The organism is Micromonospora sp. NPDC051227 (assembly GCF_044455385.1).
Classification (GTDB): domain Bacteria; phylum Actinomycetota; class Actinomycetes; order Mycobacteriales; family Micromonosporaceae; genus Micromonospora.
Genome location: NZ_JBITET010000013.1, coordinates 44,722 through 61,637, shown reverse-complemented (window position 1 = coordinate 61,637; position 16,916 = coordinate 44,722). Strand labels below are relative to the sequence as shown.

At 70.2% G+C, this 16,916-nt stretch carries 15 protein-coding genes; 7 read left to right on the top strand and 8 right to left on the bottom strand.

Annotation, left to right across the window (positions count from 1 at the left end; genetic code table 11):
- Both ACIA47_RS26370 and ACIA47_RS26365 read left to right on the top strand, forming a co-directional pair.
- The gene (locus ACIA47_RS26370) at window positions 1-891 is read left to right on the top strand and encodes an ABC transporter ATP-binding protein (RefSeq protein ID WP_203117805.1); all 891 of its coding nucleotides are present in this window, start codon (window positions 1-3) and stop codon (window positions 889-891) included.
- Window positions 888-1,877: a transporter gene (locus tag ACIA47_RS26365; protein ID WP_203117803.1), complete on the top strand. Its 990-nt coding sequence runs from the start codon at window positions 888-890 to the stop codon at window positions 1,875-1,877. Before ACIA47_RS26370 ends, ACIA47_RS26365 begins: the two co-directional genes overlap by 4 nt.
- Window positions 1,878-2,269: 392 nt before the next feature.
- Here the strand turns inward: ACIA47_RS26365 and ACIA47_RS26360 are convergent, their stop codons facing one another.
- The 7 genes from ACIA47_RS26360 to ACIA47_RS26330 all read right to left on the bottom strand — a co-directional run bounded on the left by ACIA47_RS26360 (window position 2,270) and on the right by ACIA47_RS26330 (window position 11,334).
- A complete protein-coding gene (locus tag ACIA47_RS26360; RefSeq protein WP_396711147.1) occupies window positions 2,270-3,100 on the bottom strand; it encodes an ABC transporter permease in 831 nt (276 codons plus the stop codon).
- The gene (locus ACIA47_RS26355; RefSeq protein ID WP_396711145.1) at window positions 3,097-4,062 is read right to left on the bottom strand and encodes an ATP-binding cassette domain-containing protein; all 966 of its coding nucleotides are present in this window, start codon (window positions 4,060-4,062) and stop codon (window positions 3,097-3,099) included. Before ACIA47_RS26355 ends, ACIA47_RS26360 begins: the two co-directional genes overlap by 4 nt.
- A 175-nt stretch (window positions 4,063-4,237) precedes the next feature.
- Complete coding sequence (locus tag ACIA47_RS26350; protein WP_396711144.1) at window positions 4,238-5,500, bottom strand: ROK family protein; 1,263 nt, start codon at window positions 5,498-5,500, stop codon at window positions 4,238-4,240.
- Window positions 5,501-5,612: 112 nt separating this feature from the next.
- Window positions 5,613-6,716, bottom strand: a complete 1,104-nt coding sequence (locus tag ACIA47_RS26345; RefSeq protein WP_091401241.1) for a sugar-binding protein — start codon at window positions 6,714-6,716, stop codon at window positions 5,613-5,615.
- A 52-nt stretch (window positions 6,717-6,768) separates the two neighbouring features.
- Window positions 6,769-8,067 (bottom strand): multiple monosaccharide ABC transporter permease, encoded by a 1,299-nt coding sequence (gene mmsB, locus ACIA47_RS26340; RefSeq protein WP_396711143.1) that lies wholly within the window; start codon window positions 8,065-8,067, stop codon window positions 6,769-6,771.
- Entirely contained in the window at window positions 8,064-9,611 is a 1,548-nt protein-coding gene (mmsA, locus tag ACIA47_RS26335) for a multiple monosaccharide ABC transporter ATP-binding protein (RefSeq protein WP_203117789.1), read from the bottom strand. Before mmsA ends, mmsB begins: the two co-directional genes overlap by 4 nt.
- 544 nt (window positions 9,612-10,155) lie before the next feature.
- Entirely contained in the window at window positions 10,156-11,334 is a 1,179-nt protein-coding gene (locus ACIA47_RS26330; protein ID WP_396711142.1) for an alcohol dehydrogenase catalytic domain-containing protein, read from the bottom strand.
- A 134-nt stretch (window positions 11,335-11,468) separates the two neighbouring features.
- Between ACIA47_RS26330 and ACIA47_RS26325 the strand changes: the two genes are divergently transcribed.
- The 5 genes from ACIA47_RS26325 (at window position 11,469) to ACIA47_RS26305 (ending at window position 16,293) form a co-directional block, all read left to right on the top strand.
- Window positions 11,469-12,053, top strand: coding sequence for a TetR/AcrR family transcriptional regulator (locus tag ACIA47_RS26325; protein WP_396711141.1), 585 nt, complete (start codon window positions 11,469-11,471; stop codon window positions 12,051-12,053).
- Window positions 12,050-12,880 carry an alpha/beta fold hydrolase gene (locus ACIA47_RS26320; protein WP_396711140.1) on the top strand — a complete coding sequence of 277 codons (831 nt, stop codon included), beginning with the start codon at window positions 12,050-12,052 and terminating at the stop codon, window positions 12,878-12,880. The genes ACIA47_RS26325 and ACIA47_RS26320 overlap by 4 nt, the downstream gene beginning before the upstream one ends.
- A gap of 27 nt (window positions 12,881-12,907) precedes the next feature.
- Window positions 12,908-13,039 (top strand): hypothetical protein, encoded by a 132-nt coding sequence (locus tag ACIA47_RS26315; protein ID WP_396711139.1) that lies wholly within the window; start codon window positions 12,908-12,910, stop codon window positions 13,037-13,039.
- A 115-nt stretch (window positions 13,040-13,154) separates the two neighbouring features.
- Window positions 13,155-14,837, top strand: a complete 1,683-nt coding sequence (locus ACIA47_RS26310; protein ID WP_396711138.1) for an ATP-binding cassette domain-containing protein — start codon at window positions 13,155-13,157, stop codon at window positions 14,835-14,837.
- On the top strand, window positions 14,827-16,293 hold the full coding sequence (locus ACIA47_RS26305; protein ID WP_396711137.1) for an aminotransferase class V-fold PLP-dependent enzyme: 1,467 nt from the start codon (window positions 14,827-14,829) through the stop codon (window positions 16,291-16,293). Before ACIA47_RS26310 ends, ACIA47_RS26305 begins: the two co-directional genes overlap by 11 nt.
- Before the next feature lie 17 nt (window positions 16,294-16,310).
- Here ACIA47_RS26305 and ACIA47_RS26300 read toward each other — a convergent pair whose 3' ends face one another.
- Window positions 16,311-16,709: a hypothetical protein gene (locus ACIA47_RS26300; protein ID WP_112638248.1), complete on the bottom strand. Its 399-nt coding sequence runs from the start codon at window positions 16,707-16,709 to the stop codon at window positions 16,311-16,313.
- Window positions 16,710-16,916 lie beyond the last annotated feature (207 nt).

Here is a 16,916-nt window from a genome sequence, read left to right as displayed (position 1 = left end):
ATGGACATGGTCTTGGAGGCAGACCGGCTCGGCAAGCGGTACGGCAGCACCTGGGCGTTGCGGGACTGCTCGCTGCATCTGCCGGCCGGCAGGATCGCCGCGCTGGTCGGGCCGAACGGCGCGGGCAAGAGCACGCTGTTGCACCTGGCCGTCGGGCTGCTCAAACCCGATGCGGGCACAATCCGGGTGTTCGGTCGCTCCCCGTACGGCGACACGGAGGGCTTGGCCGACATCGGGTTCGTCGCCCAGGACACCCCGCTGTACCGGGATTTCACGGCGTCCGAGTTGGTGATCGTCGGCGGCAAGCTGAACAAGCGGTGGGACGCTGCGCTGGCCCGCCAGCGGCTGGCGCAGCTCGGCATCCCGCCGGACAAGCCGGTCGGCAAGCTCTCCGGCGGTCAACGGGCCCAGGTCGCGCTTGCTCTGGCACTGGCCAAGCAGCCCCGGCTGCTGCTGCTCGACGAACCGGTCGCCAGCCTCGACCCCCTGGCTCGACGGGAGTTCCTCCAGTCGTTGATGGGCAGCGTCGCCGAGTCGGGCACCACCGTTCTGCTCTCCTCGCACCTGCTGGCCGACCTGGAACGCGTCTGCGACTACCTGATCGTGCTCAACGCCTCCCAGGTGCAGCTCACCGGCGCGGTCGACGACCTGGTCGCCGGGCACCGGCAGCTCGTCGGGCCGCGGCACGACGGCGGCGCTGTCGGGGGCGTCGCCGCAGTGATCCGGGCCAGCCACACCGACCGGCAGTCCACGTTGCTCGTCCGCACCGACGGGCCGGTCACCGATCCGGCCTGGACGGTCCGCGAGGTGAGCCTGGAGGACGTCGTGCTGGCCTACCTGGCCGACGGCACCACGCAGACCAGTCACAGCGAGTGGGGGGTAGCAGCATGATCTGGTTGACCTGGCGGCAACACCGCAAGCAGGCGTTCTACACACTGCTGGGGTTCGCGACACTCGCCGCTCTGCTGGTGCCGATCGGCCTGTCGATGCGGAACACCTTCAGCGACCTCGGGCTGGCGGACTGCGTCAGTCAGCTTGCCCGCGCCGACGTGGCGCAGACGACCCGCGAGACCTGCGACGCGGGCTTCCGACGCTTTGGCAACCAGTACGGCAGCCTCAACCTGGTGGCCGTGCTGCTGATCACCCTGCCGGCGCTGGTCGGACTGTTCTGGGGTGCCCCGCTGGTCGCCCGCGAGGTGGAGCAGGGCACGCACCGGTTCGTCTGGACCCAGGGCGTCGGCCGGAACCGGTGGGCCCTGGTGAAGTTCGGACTGGTCGGCGCGGCGGTCGTGATCCTCGCGGCCGCGTACGGGCTGGGCATGTCCTGGTGGGTCGACCCGCTCAACCAGGCCGCGCACGAGGGCCGACTCGGCATGATCGTCTTCGATCTCCAGGGCATCGCCCCGATCGGCTACACCCTCTTCGCCGTGGCGCTCGGCATCTTCGCCGGCACGGTGTGGAAGCGGATGCTGCCCGCCATGGGCATCACCCTCGCCGGGTTCATCGGGGTGCGAGCGGCGGTGGAGATCCTGGCCCGGCCGCACTTCCAGGCCGCCCGCACCAAGACCTTTCCCATCGAGGGGGAGGGACCGCCGGAGATCAGCCGGGGGGACTGGATCCTCACCCAGGGCGTCCGGAACCCGGACGGGACGATGATCGCGGAGGACGCCCGGATTCAGTGCCCGCCGGGCGGGAAGGGGCCGGACGGTCGGGTCTGCGGCGCCGAGTTGGGCCTCGAACCGGGCGCGTACAACTGGCAGCTCTACCAGCCGGCGGACCGGTTCTGGCTGTTCCAGGGCATCGAGACGGGCATCTTCGTCGCCCTCGCCGTGCTGCTGCTCTACCTGGCGGTGCGCCGGATCCGCCGGATCGCCTAGCTGGGCGACGGGTGCTCGTCGGGGAGCGGGGGCCCCGGCGATCACCCGTCAGCGCAGGACCAGGAACTCCAGCATCTGGGTGACGTTGCGGTTGTTGGTCCAGCCCGACGACGGCCAGGGCACGACGCTCGTGTCCGGGATGTCGCGGGAGAGCAGCGGACCGGAACGGCCGAGCAGGTCGAGGACATCTCGCCGGAACGAGTCGTTGGCGCGTCAGCTGACGGACCACTGTCAGCAGGTCGGTCGGACGCGGAGCGGCCAGCAGCTGGGCCCGGATGGCGATCCGCCGCGCCTGGGCCCGATCGAGTCGGTGCACACCCACGCCGGTGAGCCTCACGGCGACCACCGACACCGATCGGGCCCAGAGAACCGAACCCCGCGCCCGCTCGGGCTCAGCCGGCCAGCCGTCGGTACCGGGCGACCGAGAGCGGCAGGAAGACCGCGACCAGGACGAGCGGCCAGAGCACCGCCAGCAGCGGGTAGTGCTGCGCAGCCCAGGAGTCGCCGCCCCAACCGGGGTTGCCGAACAGTTCACGGGTGGCGCCGACGGTCGCCGACAGCGGGTTCCACGCGGCCACCGCGCCGAGCCAGGCGGGCATGGTGGACGGTGCGACGAACGCGTTGGAGAGGAAGCCGAGCGGAAACTCCAGGGTCTGCACGGCCACCACGGCGGTCTGCCCACGGGCGACCAACCCGAGGAAGATGCCGACCCAGATCAGGGCGAAGCGCAGTAGCAGGATCAACCCCACCGCCGCCAGCGTGGCACCGACCCCACCGTGCGCCCGCCACCCGATTGCGAGACCGGTCAGCAACAGGACCCCGAGGGTGACCAGCGCGAACAGCATGTCGGCCACCGCCCGGGCCGCCAGCGGCGCCAGCGGTGAGACGGGCATCGACCGGAGCCGGTCGGTCACCCCGCGCTCCAGGTCCTCGGCAACGGCGATCGTGGTGAGGCTGATGCCGAAGACCATGGTCATCACGAACATGCCGGGCATCAGGAACGCTCGGTAGCTGCCACCGCCGGGCACCTGCAACGCGCCACCGAACAGGTAGGCGAACATCAACACGATCAGGATGTTGAAGCCGAGCGAGGCGATCAGTGGGCCAGGATCGCGTCGCCACCGGGCCAGGCCGCGCCAGATCAGCGTGCCGCTGTCGGCCAGGAGGGCGGGCCCGCCGGGCGTCAGATCAACCGGCGGGGCCGGCGTGCTCACCGCGCTCATGCCGCCACCTCGGCGGTCGCCGCCCGGTGCCCGGTGAGGTGCAGGAACACGTCGTCCAGGGTTGGGCGGCGCAGTGCGACATCCGCCACCGGGACGTTCACGGCGTCGAGCGCCCGCAACACGTCGACGAGTGCACCGGCCTGGTGACCGGCCCTGACGCTCACCATCCGCCGGTCCACGTCGACAGTCGGTTCGTCGTCGGCCGTCCGGCGTATCTGGGCGACGGCGGCGGCAAGGTCGGTCGGCGCTGCGACGACCACCTCGATCCGATCGCCGCCGAGCCGGGTCTTGAGGTCGTCCGGAGTTCCCTCGGCGATCACCCGGCCGGCCTCGACCACCGAGATCCGGTCGGCGAGTTGGTCGGCCTCGTCCAGTTGCTGGGTGGTGAGCAGCACGGTGGTGCCGCTGCGCACCAGTTCCCGGACCGATTCCCACACCTCGTTGCGGCCACGCGGATCCAAGCCGGTGGTGGGCTCGTCGAGGAAGAGGACCGCGGGGGCCAGGATCATGCCGGCCGCCAGGTCGAGCCGTCGGCGCATGCCCCCGGAGTACGTGCTGACCGGCTGCTCGGCGGCGTCGGCGAGACCGAAGCGTTCCAGCAGCTCGACCGCGCGCTGGCGGGCCCGGCGCCGACCCAGGTGGAACAGCCGGCCGAAGAGCACCAGATTCTGCCGGCCGCTCAGCGCCTCGTCGAGCGCGGGATGCTGCCCCACCAGCCCGATGCGGTAGCGCACCTGGTCGGGCTGGCGGGTCACGTCGAAGCCGGCCACCTCGGCACGACCCTCGTCGAGTCGGAGCAGGGTGGAGAGGATCCGTACCGAGGTGGTCTTGCCGGCCCCGTTCGGGCCGAGCAGGCCGCACACGGTTCCCCGCGGCACCCGCAGGTCGAACCCGTCCAGCGCGTACCGGTCCCGATACCGCTTGCGCAGCCCTTGCGCCACTATCGCGTCGGCTCTTGTCATCAGAGCGCTCCCCTCCCGAAACTGTCCGTCCGCGCTACCGTACACCGTACGATAACGTGTACGACAAGCGTCAGGAAAGGCCAGACCGGGTGGGGACAGGGTGGGGCCAGCGGCAACCGTCGGGGCCGACGTCAGGTCACTTCCGGAGCCAGGCGGCACCGGCGGGGAGTCGCGGCTACGCGGGCTCGGCGGTGCCGACCTGGCCCGCGACGCCGACGTTCAACGGGTCGGCCAGGAGTTTGTCGAACGCCAACTCGGCGGCGCCGATCAGGACGGCGTCGCGGCCGAGCGCCGCCGCGCGTAACCGCAGGTGCTCGCGGGAGGCGGGCAGTGGCATGGTGTCGAGCCGGTCCCGGACCACGTCCGCGCCGGCGGTGAAGATGTCGCGCAGCGAGCCACCGAACACCACGGCGTCCGGGTTGACCACGTTGACCAGGTTCGCCACGCCAAAGCCGAGCCAGTCCGCCACCTGCTCGACGGCCGCGCGGGCGGTCGGGTCACCGGCCGCTGCGGCGCGCAGCACCTCGGCCACCGCCGCGCGGTCGCTCGGGTCACGCCCGGCGTGCCGCAACAGCGCAGCTTCGGAGATTTCGGTCTCCCAGCAACCGCGTGAACCGCAGCCGCAGGGCAGGCCGTTGGGGTTGACGACCATGTGGCCGACCTTGCCGCTGTGACCCCGGTGACCGATCACCAGTCGGCCACCGACGATGATGCCGGCGCTGATGCCCAGGTCGCCATGCAGGTAGATGACGTCGTCGATGCCGACCGCGACGCCCCGGACATGCTCGGCCAGGCCGGCGATGTCGGCCAGGTCGCCGGCCACGAAACCAGGGCCGGAGCTGAACTCCGCCGCCAGCGCGGCGCCGAGCGTCTCGTCGATGCTGGCGATCCGGAGCCTGCCGTCCGGGTCGCGGGTGGTGTCGGTGACCGCGGCGGCGCCGCCGACCAGCAGCGCGTCGCCGGCCACCGAACGTTCCATGTCGCGGACCAGGTCGGCGAGGGGCCCGACGGCTTCGATCGCCGACATGCCGCTGGGTCGGGGGATCTCCCGTAGATCGAGGATCTGCCCGCCGAGGCCGACCCGGGCGGCCCGCAGCCGGTCCGCGTCGATGCTCAACGCGTGGGCGTAGACCCGGTCGGAGCGAGGACTGACGACCAGTGAGGGGCGGCCGGCGCGGCGGGCGGTGGTCGGAGCCTCCTCGGTGACCAGGCCGCTGGCGACCAGGTCGGCCGCGAGGGCGCCGATGGTGCTTCGGTTGAGGCCGAGCCGGCCGGTCAGCTCGGCGCGGGACGTCGGTCCGTGCAGGTGGACGTAGCGCAGCACAGCGCCGAGGTTCTGCCGCCGGATCTCCTCCTGGCTGGCGCCGGGGACCGACGGCAGCGGGGATTCGGCGTTGCGGCCGACGCCGGCTGGCCTGGCCCGTACTGGTATCGCCACGGTCAGACCTCCTTCCGGGTCGAGGCCGGTTGGTGCGGGGGTGCAGGGACGACGATGGGTCCCGGTAGAGGAGACCCGGGACCCATCGGCGTTGCTACCTACCGTGCGGTGATTACTTGGTGAGCGGCGCGAGCTTCGGGTCGTTGGCGTACGCCTCAGCCGCGTTCGCCTTGGTGACGGCGACCGGCGGGAGCAGGTACGTGTCGACGACCTTGCTGCCGTTGTTGTAGGACTTGGTGTCGTTCACCTGCGGCTTGTCGCCGGCCTGGAGAGCCTTGACCATGTTGATGGTCTCCTTCACCAGGTTGCGGGTGTCCTTGTTGATCGTCATGTACTGCTCGCCCTTGACGATCGACTTGACCGACTCAACCTCGGAGTCCTGACCGGTGACGACCGGGGTCGGCTTGCCAGCACCCTTGACCGAGGTCAGGATGGCGCGGGCCAGCGTGTCGTTCGGGGAGAGGACGCCGTCCAACTCCTTGTTGCCGTAGGTCGAGGTCAGCAGCTGGTCCATGCGGGCCTGCGCACCCTCGGCCTTCCAGCCCTGGATGGCGGTCTGCTTGACGTCCTTCTGACCCGAGGCGACGACCACGTTGCCCTTGTCGATCTCCGGCTTGAGCACGTCCATCGCGCCGTTGAAGAAGACACCGGCGTTGTTGTCGTCCGGCGAGCCGGAGAACAGCTCGATGTTGTACGGGCCGTTCGGCTTCTTGGCCTTCATGCCGTCCAGCAGGGCCTGGCCCTGGAGCTGGCCGACCTTGAAGTTGTCGAAGGCGACGTAGTAGTCGAGGTCCGGGGTGTTCGTGATGAGCCGGTCGTAGGCGATGACCTTCACGCCGGCCGTGTGGGCCGCCGCGACCTGGGTCGACAGCTGCGCGGCGTCGGTCGCGCCGATGACGATGACCTTGGCGCCCTTGGTGACCATGGCGGTGATCTGAGCCTGCTGGTCGGCGACAGTGGTCGACGCGCCGGCGTACTGCACGTCACCCTGGAAGCCGGCCTCCTTGAGGCCGTTGCTGAACAGGTCACCGGCGAGGACCCAGTTCTCCGAGGTCTTGGCCGGCAGGGCCACGCCGATCAGCGAGTTCGCCGGGAAGCCCTTGGCGGCCTCGCCGCCGGAGCCGCTGTCGCCGTCGCGGCCGGAACCGCAGCCGGCGAGGGCCAGCATGGCAGCGGCGCTGATGGCCACCACCGACGTGCCGAAGAATTTACGCATGGTGAGGACTTGCCTTTCTAGATGGTGAGGCGGGTAGAGAGGTCGGTGGCCGTCAGCCGGACACCGCTGCCTTGGCGGGCTCGCGCTCCGCGTCCGGCGGTGAGGCGGGTGGGGCGGAGTCCTCGCGGCGGAAGGGCCGCATCAGGCTCCCGATGATGGAGAAGCGCCCCTGGCTCTTGTTGTAGACGTCGATCGCGACGGCCAGCAACAGGACCAGACCCTTGATGATCTGGACGCGGTCGGTGCCGACACCCATGAGCTGGAGGCCGTTGTTGAGCACGGCCATGACGAGACCACCGACGATGGATCCGCTGATGGTGCCGATACCGCCGGCGACGGCCGCGCCACCGATGAAGACCGCGGCGATGGCGTCCAACTCCCAGCCGTTGCCGTCCTGCGGTCCGGAGGCCGCCGAACGGGCCACGAAGATCATGCCGGCCAGCGCGGCCAGGACGGACATGTTCATCATGACGAAGAAGTTGACCCGCTTGAGCTTCACACCGGACAGCTCGGCCGCCCGGGAGTTGCCGCCCACCGCGTAGATGTGCCGGCCACCGGCCGTGTTGCGGGTGTAGAAGGAGTACGCGATGACCAGGACCAGCAGGATGATGCCGGAGATCGGGAAGCTGGTGCCGACGCGACCGCTGGCGAAGCGCAGCGCCGCGAAGGCGATCACGCCGACCATGATGGCCATCCGCAGGATGGAGATCCACATGGGCGCCGGGTTGGCGTCCATCGCCTGTCGGGTCTTGCGGGCCTGGATTTCGCGCCACACCACCGCCAACGCCGCGGCCAGGCCGAGCAGCAGCGTGGCGTTGTTGTAGCCGGTGTTCGGACCGAACTCGGGCAGGAAGCCGGAGCCGATCTCCCGGAAGCCCTCCGGCACCGGGACGGTGCTCGCGTTACCGATGAACTGGTTGCCGCCCCGGAAGAGCAGCATGCCCGCCAGGGTGACGATGAACGCCGGCACCCCGATGTAGGCCACCCAGAAGCCCTGCCAGGCGCCGATCACCGCGCCGATGGCGAGGCCGAACACGATGGCAGCGGGCCAGGGCAGGTCCCACTCGGTCATCGACTTGGCGACCAGGATGCCGGCGAAGGCGGCGACCGAGCCGACCGAGAGGTCGATGTGCCCGGCCACGATCACCATGAGCATGCCGATGGCCAGAATCAGAATGTACGAGTTCTGCTGGAACAGCGCGATCAGGTTGTCCGACCGCAGGGTGAGGCCGTCGGTCAGGATCTGGAACAGGACGACGATCGCCACCAGGGTGAAGATCATTCCAAACTGGCGAGCGTTGGAGGTGGTGCCTCCGAACAAATTCTTCTGAAGGTCCTTCAATCGGCTCATCGTGTGGCCATCTTCTTCGTCGAGGTCATCTGCTTCATGAGGGTTTCCGGGGTGGCGTCCGCCCGGGCGATCTCGCCCGTGATGGCGCCTTCGAACACGGTGTAGATGCGGTCGCAGAGCCCGATCAGCTCAGGCAGCTCCGAGGAGATGACGATGACGCCCTTCCCCTGGTCGGCGAGCCGCTGGATGATGCCGTAGATCTCGTACTTGGCACCCACGTCGATGCCGCGCGTCGGCTCGTCGAGGATCAGCAGGTCCGGGTCGGTGAACATCCACTTGGCCAGGACGACCTTCTGCTGGTTGCCGCCGGAAAGCTTGGAGACGCTCTCGTCGACCGTCGGGGCCTTGGTCCGCAGCTCCTTGCGGTACCCCTCAGCCGCCTGGTACTCCTCGACCTCGTTCAGGACGCCGTGGTGCGAGATCTTGGACAGCTTGGCGGCCACCGTCGACGTCTTGATGTCGTCGAGCAGGTTGAGGCCGATCGCCTTGCGGTCCTCGCTGACGTACGCGAGCCCGTTGTCGATGGCATCCGCCACCGACTTCAGGACGATCTCCTTGCCGTCCTTGATGATCGTGCCCGACTCGTACACCCCGTAGGAGCGGCCGAAGACACTCATCGCGAGTTCCGTGCGGCCCGCGCCCATGAGGCCGGCGAAGCCGACGATCTCGCCGCGCCGCACCACGAAGCTCTCGTTCTTGCAGACCTGGCGCTCGGCGGAGATCGGGTGCCGGACGTTCCAGTTGCGGACCTCGAAGAAGACCTCGCCGATCTTCGGCGTGTGGTCCGGGAACCGGCTGCTCAGCTCGCGGCCGACCATGCCCCGCACGATCCGGTCCTCGTCGACCCCGTCCGCCTTGACGTCGAGGGTCTCCACGGTCCGGCCGTCGCGCAGAATGGTGATCTGGTCGGCGATCGCCTCGATCTCGTTCAGCTTGTGCGAGATCATGATCGAGGTGATGCCGCGGGAGCGGAACCCGCGCAGCAGGTCCAGCAGGTGCTTGGAGTCGGCCTCGTTCAGCGCCGCGGTGGGCTCGTCGAGGATCAGCAGCTTCACGTCCTTGGCGAACGCCTTGGCGATCTCCACGAGCTGCTGCTTACCGACCCCGATGTCCTTGATCAGGGTGTCCGGGTCCTCTTCCAGACCGACCCGGGCCATCAGGTCCAGCGCCATCCGGTTCGCGGCCTTCCAGTCGATCGCGCCCCGCTTGCGCGGTTCGTTGCCGAGGAAGATGTTCTCGGCGATCGACATCCCTGGAATGAGCGCGAGCTCCTGGTGGATGATCACGATGCCGGCGTTCTCACTGGCCCGGATGTCGGAGAACTTGCTCTCCGACCCCTGGTAAATGATCTTGCCGTCGTAGGTGCCGTGCGGGTACACCCCGCTGAGCACCTTCATCAGGGTGGACTTGCCCGCGCCGTTCTCGCCGCAGATGGCATGGATCTCGCCGGCGCGAACCACCAGGTTGACGTCGGAGAGGGCCTTGACTCCGGGAAACTCCTTGGTGATGGAGCGCATCTCAAGGAGGATGGGCACGTCGCTCATCGCTCGTACCACCTCGCCAACGTCATCGGTTGCCTCCGGAAGGTTGAACCTTCACTTGGTTTTGTTGTTGACGGCAACGTATTGCGGCCGGAGGGCCATCCGCAAGGCGAGAGACTGTTGAAAAAGTAACAATCCGGCAATATAGACGTAGCAGAGTATTCGCCCGTCACAGACACCTCAGCAGTCCCTCCGGGCACCTTGGCCTGCCGGTGGCAACGTTGTCAAATGGAAGGCAACCCCGCGAACGACTCCGGTCATCCCTGACAGGCCCGCCACCAGGCACAATCCACCACCGGCCGGAGCGGTCGCGGCCGGCGGCACACTCCTTGTCATTGAATGATCTTGATGGCAGCGCGACGCCCACGTCGCGCCCACGACGGCACGATGATCTTCGGTCCACGATGTGACCCACGCCTCTGCCCACCGGCCGGATCGACGATGGTCGTCTCGTCCGGCCCACGACCAGGAAGCGGACGTGTGACTTAACGTCCCTTAAGGGCGTATCGGGGCGGTCCGCCGGTACCGCACCCGTGGTGCCGGCCGGTCAGGACGGGTGCAGCACCGCCTTGATCACCCCGTGCTCCCGCCGGTCCAAGTGGCGATACAGCTCGGGGGCGTCGGCCAGGGTGCCGTGGTGGGTGACGATCACGCTGGGCCGCGCCCGGCCCGCGACGACCAGGTCCCGCAGCAGGACTGTGTAGCGGCGGTCGTGGGTACGACCGAACCGGACCGCGACCCCCTTGCTGAACAGCGCTCCCCAGGGCGCGACCAGGTTCTCGTGGCCGTCCGCGCCCGGGCCGGGGTGGGGGTCCCGGTCCGGGTACACCCCGGCGACCGCGATCGCGCCAGCGGCGTTGACCAGCCGAGCGGCGTCGGCGAGGACCTGGTTCGGGCGCTCCCGGTCGGGGTGCTCCCGGTCGCGGGCCTGGAACCCGACCGCGTCGATGACCTTGTCGACCCCGCCCAGTTTCTCCTCGCCGAGCGGCAGCCCGGTCCGGGCCCGGTCAGCGCGGATCTGCTCGACCGGGTCGCCGCGGCGGAAGTCGATCGGCACGGCGCCGATCTCGCCGGCCTTGTCGAGTCGGGCGTCGACCCCGTCGACGGAGTACACGACCCGGGCGCCTCGGAGCAGCGCCGCGTAGGCGCCGAGCAGGCCGATTGTGCCGGCGCCGAACACCGCCACGGTGTCACCGGGCCCGACCTCGGCGAGGGTGGTGGCGGCGTGCCACCCGGTGACGAACGCGTCGGCCAGCAGCACGAAGTCGTCCTCGTACGCGTCCCCCGGCTCGCCGGGCAGGGGCACGCAGTTGGCGTCGGCCCACGGCACCCGCAGCAGGTCGGCCTGCGCTCCCCGGTACGGACCCATCCCGGCGTATCCGTACGCCGCGCCCGGCCCCTCGGCCCGGGCCCGCAGGCAGGCCGCCGAGAGCCCGCGGGCACACATCACACACGTCCCGCAGAACAGGTGCGTGGGGACCACCACCCGGGTGCCCGGTCGGACGGTCTGCACCGCGGCGCCCACCTCCTGCACCACACCCAGCGGTTCGTGACCGAGCACCAGGCCAGGCTCGGCGCTGGTGCGTCCGTCGTACATGTGCAGGTCGGTGCCGCACAGGGCAGTGGAGGTTATCCGCACGAGCGCGTCGGTCTCCGCCTCCAGCGTCGCGTCGGGCACGTCCCGCACTGCGACCGTCCGGACATCGGTGTAGACGACGGCTCTCATCCCGGCTCTCCTGTTCGGCTGTGGAACGGCCGGTCTTCCCCCGACTGGGACGTTCATGTCCACCCGACCCAGCGGCTGGCGACGGTGCTATCTTAGGAGTCCTAAGTTATTTCCTAGCAAAGCAAAGGTTCGGTATGCCACGGCAGGGTCTGACCAACGCGCGCGTCTCGGCCGCTGCGGCCGAGCTGGCGGATTCGGTCGGCCTGTCCCGGTTGACCGTCGCGGCCGTCGCCCGGCACTTCGGGGTCTCGGACGCAGCCCTTTACGTGCACGTCCGCAGTCGGGACGCGTTGATCGAGCACGTCGCGGTCCGGGCGGCGGCCACGTTCGCCGACGCACTCGCGATCGCGGTGGCGGGGCGGGCCGGCCGCCAGGCCCTGGTCGGGTTCGCCGACGCCTGGCGCGCGTTCGCCGTCACCCATCCGGGGCAGTACGCGGCGACCCAGCTTCAACTGCCGCCCGAGGTCGGCACCCGGTCGGCCGGGCACCTACGCATGATCGAGCTGAGCTACGCGATGCTGCGCGGGTACGGGCTCGACGAGCCGGCCCTGACCGACGCCATCCGATTCGTCCGCAGCACCTTCCACGGCTTCGTGAGCCTCGAAACGGTCGACGGTTTCGGGCATCCCCGCGCTGTCGACGCGTCGTGGCAGTCGATCCTCGACGCGGTGCACACCACGTTGAGCAACTGGCCGACCCAGAAACAGGAGCAGCAGTGAGCAGCCACGATCAGTCGGTCGAGTCGGCCGACGGAACCCACCTGGTGGTACGACGACTGGGTGTCGGAGACCCCGTCGTCCTGGTGCACGGCTCGGGTGGCGGGCTGCACTCCTGGGCCACCGTCGCGGAGCACCTGACCCAGGACCACGAGGTGTGGCTGCCGGCCCGGCGCGGATACGGTCCCAGCGACGTCCCGGCCGGCACCAAGTCCTTCCGGGACGAGACCGCCGATCTGCTCGCCGTCATCGAGGCCGCGCGGCAATCCTCGGGCCGACCGGTCCATCTCGTCGGCGCGTCCTACGGAGCGACAGTGGCGTTGCACACCACCTTGGCCGATCCGCGCGACGTACGCTCCCTGACCATCTTCGAGCCGCCGCTCTTCGCGGCCGGAGCGCAGGTCGCGCCGCTGCTCGACCGGTACCGTGCCGCCTTCGAGCGCGACGACGCCGCCGCGATGGCAGCGGCCCTGAACGACGTGACGCGGGTTCCGGCCGAGATCGTCGCCGCGATGGCCGCCGCCGCAGGCGATCGGGTGCCCGACCCGGTCGAGGCGCGCCGCTCGGCGGTCGGCTGGCTGCACGACCTGGAGGCGCTCGCGCAGGACAGCACCGACATCACCCGGTGGTCCTCGATCGCCGTGCCGACGCTCCTGCTGGCCGGCGCGGACACCTGGGAGCCGATGCCCACCACTATGAACACCCTCGCGAAGGCGATTCCGGCGGCAAGCTACGTCGTCTGGCCAGGTCAGTCGCACTTCGCGACAATGACGGCACCCACATTGGTCGCCGACGCGTTGCGGCAGTTCTTCGCCGGCCCACCGAGGTAGCGCTACGCCGCCGGCTGGTGGCGGCCGGTGATCCACCTGCGCGCGAGGCGGGTGCTGCTCGCGAAGTTGCTCAACGATCCGACCCAGCTGGAGACGCTGTGGCGCAACTGCCTTGATCTCCTCCAGGTGCCGGCGCAGGCGCGGACCACCACCGGCTGAACGGACGACGGCCGCTGACGGTCCACTCCGGGCGCACTGCGCGGACGCTCAGTAACATCGGCGAGGCACGATATTCAGGCGGACCACTCCCCGACCGGATCGAGCACTCGACATGATGACCGAGCAGACCACGTCTCCCCCGCGTGCCGGTGTCGGCATCGCCGCTCAGAGGCTGGGCCAGAGCGTCCGGAGCGGTCGCCAGATCCTGACCGACATCTCCCTGAGCATCGCGCCGGGCGAGCTGGTCGCGATCATCGGCGCCAGCGGCGCCGGTAAGACCACCCTGCTGGAGATCCTCGCCGGGGTACAGCGACCGATGGCGGGCACCGTGACGTACGACGGCAGCGCCGCGGCCGGCACCATCGGTGTGGTTCCGCAGGACGACATCATCCACCGCGAGCTGCCCCTGGCCCGCACCCTGCGGTACGCCGCCAGACTGCGTCTGCCCTCGACCACCGGGCCGGCCGAGATCAGTGACCGGGTCGCGGAGGTGCTCGCCGAGCTGCGACTCACCGACCGGGCCGCCACGCCGGTCGGCCTGCTCAGCGGCGGTGAACGCAAGCGCGCCAGCATCGCCGTCGAGCTGCTCACCCGACCCGGCGTGTTCTTCCTGGACGAGCCCACCTCCGGATTGGACCCGGCGATCGCCGTGGAGCTGCTCCGGGTGCTCCGCGCGCTCGCCGACACAGGCGCCACCGTCGTGCTGACCACTCACCAGACCACCGACGTGGATCACTGCGACCGGGTTGTCGTGCTGACGCGTCAGGGCCGGCTGGCGTTCACCGGCACCCCGGCCGCAGCCCGGGAGTTCTTCGGCCTGCGGTCCCTGGTCGAGGTCCACCTCCGGCTCGACGAAGCGACACAACCCGCCGAGTGGCCCGATCGCTTCGCCGAGCAGCGCGCGGCCGAACAGCCGCCCCGTACCACCGACGACGCTGACATCGCCACGACGCCGCCCCGGCGCGTCGGCCGGCTGCGCCAGTGGGCGGTCCTCACCGCGCGCAACACGGAGATCGTCGCCCGCAACCGGCTGACCCTGGCGATCCTGCTCGGCTCGCCGCTGATGGTGCTCGGCATGTTCGCGCTGCTGTTCCGTCCGGGAGCGTTCGAGCCGACCAGACCCAGCCCGACGGTGACCGTGATGATCCTGTTCTGGATCGCGTTCGGCGGCTTCTTCTTCGGGCTGACCTACGGGCTCCTCCAGATCTGCACCGAGCTGCCGATCCTGCGCCGGGAGCGGCTCGCCGGTGTCCGGCTGGTCCCGTACCTGTTGGCGAAGGTCGCGGTACTGCTGCCGCTGCTGGCCCTGGTGGACCTGGCCCTGCTCGGGGTGCTGCGGGGCATGGACCGGTTACCGCCGGTCGGCGGCGCCGACTTCGCCGCCCTGTACGCAACCCTGCTGCTCTCCTCGGCGGCGGCGCTCGCCCTCGGTCTGCTCTGCTCGGCGGCCGTGTCCGACGCGGCCCAGGCGACGCTCATGCTGCCGATGCTCTGCTTCCCACAGGTGCTGTTCGTCGGCGCGATCCTGCCGGTGCCGGCCATGGCGGTCGGCGGTCAGTGGCTCAGTTACGCGATGTCGAACCGGTGGGCGTTCGAGGGCTTGGGGCACACCGCCGGGGTGGAGCGGCTCTGGCGCGACGGCGGCTCTCCGCTCGGGCCGCCGCTGCTGGCCACGTACGGCGACAGCTTCTCCCGGCCGGTGTGGGTCGACTGGCTGGTGCTCGGCGGTTTCGTGCTGGTCTTCCTGGGCGCGGCCTGGGCGGTCCTGCTCCGACGGGATCCCCGTCGTGCGTCCTGACCCGACGCCGCCCGCCTCCCCCACGACGTTGCCGGGATACGCCGCCACCGGCCGGGTCGACGAGCTGCGCGCCACCGAGTACCGACACCTGGACACCGACGGGCAGGTGTACCTCGACTACGCCGGAGCCGGGGTGGCGGCCCAGGCGCAGATTCGCGCCCACCACGACCGGTTGCTCGCCGGCCTGTACAGCAACCCCCACTCGGAGAACCCCACGAGCGTGGCGGCGGGCTCGCTGGTGGAGTCGGCGCGACGCGCGGTGCTCGACTTCTTCCGCGCCGACCCGGACGAGTACGGGGTCATCTTCACCCCGAACGCCAGCGGCGCCTGCCGGCTGGTCGGCGAGGCGTACGACTTCGGCCGGACCGCGCCGCTCGTGCTCACCTGGGACAACCACAACTCGGTCAACGGCATCCGCGAGTACGCGCGGTCGGCTCGAGCGTCCGTACGCTACCTGCCGCTGAACGGGCCGGAGCTGCGGGTCGCCGAGTCGGACCTGGTCGCGGCGCTGGACGCCGGCAGTGCCGGCCTGGCCCGTCGGTGGGGTCGGCTCGGTCGGCGCGGGCTGTTCGCCTATCCGGCGCAGAGCAACTTCTCCGGGGTGCAGCACCCGCTGGGCTGGGTGGAGCTGGCCCAGCAGCGCGGCTACGAGGTGCTGCTCGACGCGGCCGCCTTCGCGCCGACGAACCGGCTGGACCTCAGCGTCGTCCGGCCGGATTTCGTCTGCCTGAGCTGGTACAAGCTCTTCGGCTATCCCACCGGGGTCGGCGCGCTGCTGGCTCGCCGTCCGGCGCTGGCCCGGTTGCTTCGGCCGTGGTTCGCCGGCGGCACGATCCGCGCGGTGAGCGTGCAGGGCGACTGGCACCGGCCGATGGACGACGAGTCGGCGTTCGAGGACGGCACGCTCAACTTCCTGAGCATCCCGGACGTGGAGTTCGGGTTGCGCTGGCTCGACTCGATCGGCGTGGACCTCGTCCACGCCCGGGTCGGCCTGCTCACCGAGTGGCTGCTGGAGCGGCTGGCGACCCTGCGGCACGACACCGGCGGGCCGCTGGTCCAGGTGTACGGGCCGACGGCGGGTGCGGGGCGCGGTGGCACGGTGACCTTCAACCTCCGCCACCCGGACGGCACGCTGGTCGACGAACGGCTCGTGGCGCGGGAGGCGGCAGCGGCCGGTCTCTCCCTGCGCACCGGCTGTTTCTGCAACCCGGGAGCGGCCGAGGGCGCGTTCGGGATGAGCCGGACGTCGATGCGGCAGCGGCTGTTGGCGGGGGTCGACACGATCGACCAGTACCTCGCCGCGCTGGGGCTACCGACGGGCGGCGCGGTCCGCGTCTCGTTCGGACTGGCCTCGATCGCGACCGACGCGGAGCGCCTCGTCGACTTCGTCCAGTCGACCTACCTCAACCGCAGTGCCGGTACGGAGTCACCACTGCCACCTCGGCTGCGCTGCTGACCTGCCCGACCCGCCGACTAGCTGACCTGGGCGACCGGCGCCGGGCGGTGCTTGATCTCCTCCATGAACGGGAACCGGGCGGTCAGCTCGGCGAACGTCAGGCCGGCCCGCCAGGCCGCGGCCACCTGGGCGACCTGCACCAGGTCCATGACGTCACCGCGCGCGAGAACCTCTCCCGAGACCCGCAGGTCAATCATGAAGTACCGGGCCTGCGACCCCAGCCCCACGCAGACCACGCCCTCGTCGGAGTGCAGCTCGGCGCAGGTGAACCGGGCCCGCCCCTGCTCCGGCGCGGTCACCCGGCCGATGTCGAGCCCGTGGCGGGCAGCGGTTTCGATCAGCGCGGGGGCCAGGCCACCCCGCTCGACCAGATCCGGGTAGAGGCGCACACCCAGCGCCGTCGACGCCTCGCTCATGACTGACTCCCACTTCCTTGTGACAGAGACCAGCAGCGCGCAGGTTACGGGAAAGTTTCCGGCACGCCTCGTCATCCTGTCCCCCGTGGACGCCCCACGGCAATAGGAAGGGTCGATTCGACCGCTATCGAGTAACGCTCGACCGCGCCGAACTCCTCCGATGGGTCGGCGTCGTCCATCTCGGAGGCATCGAGCAGTGCGACGGCG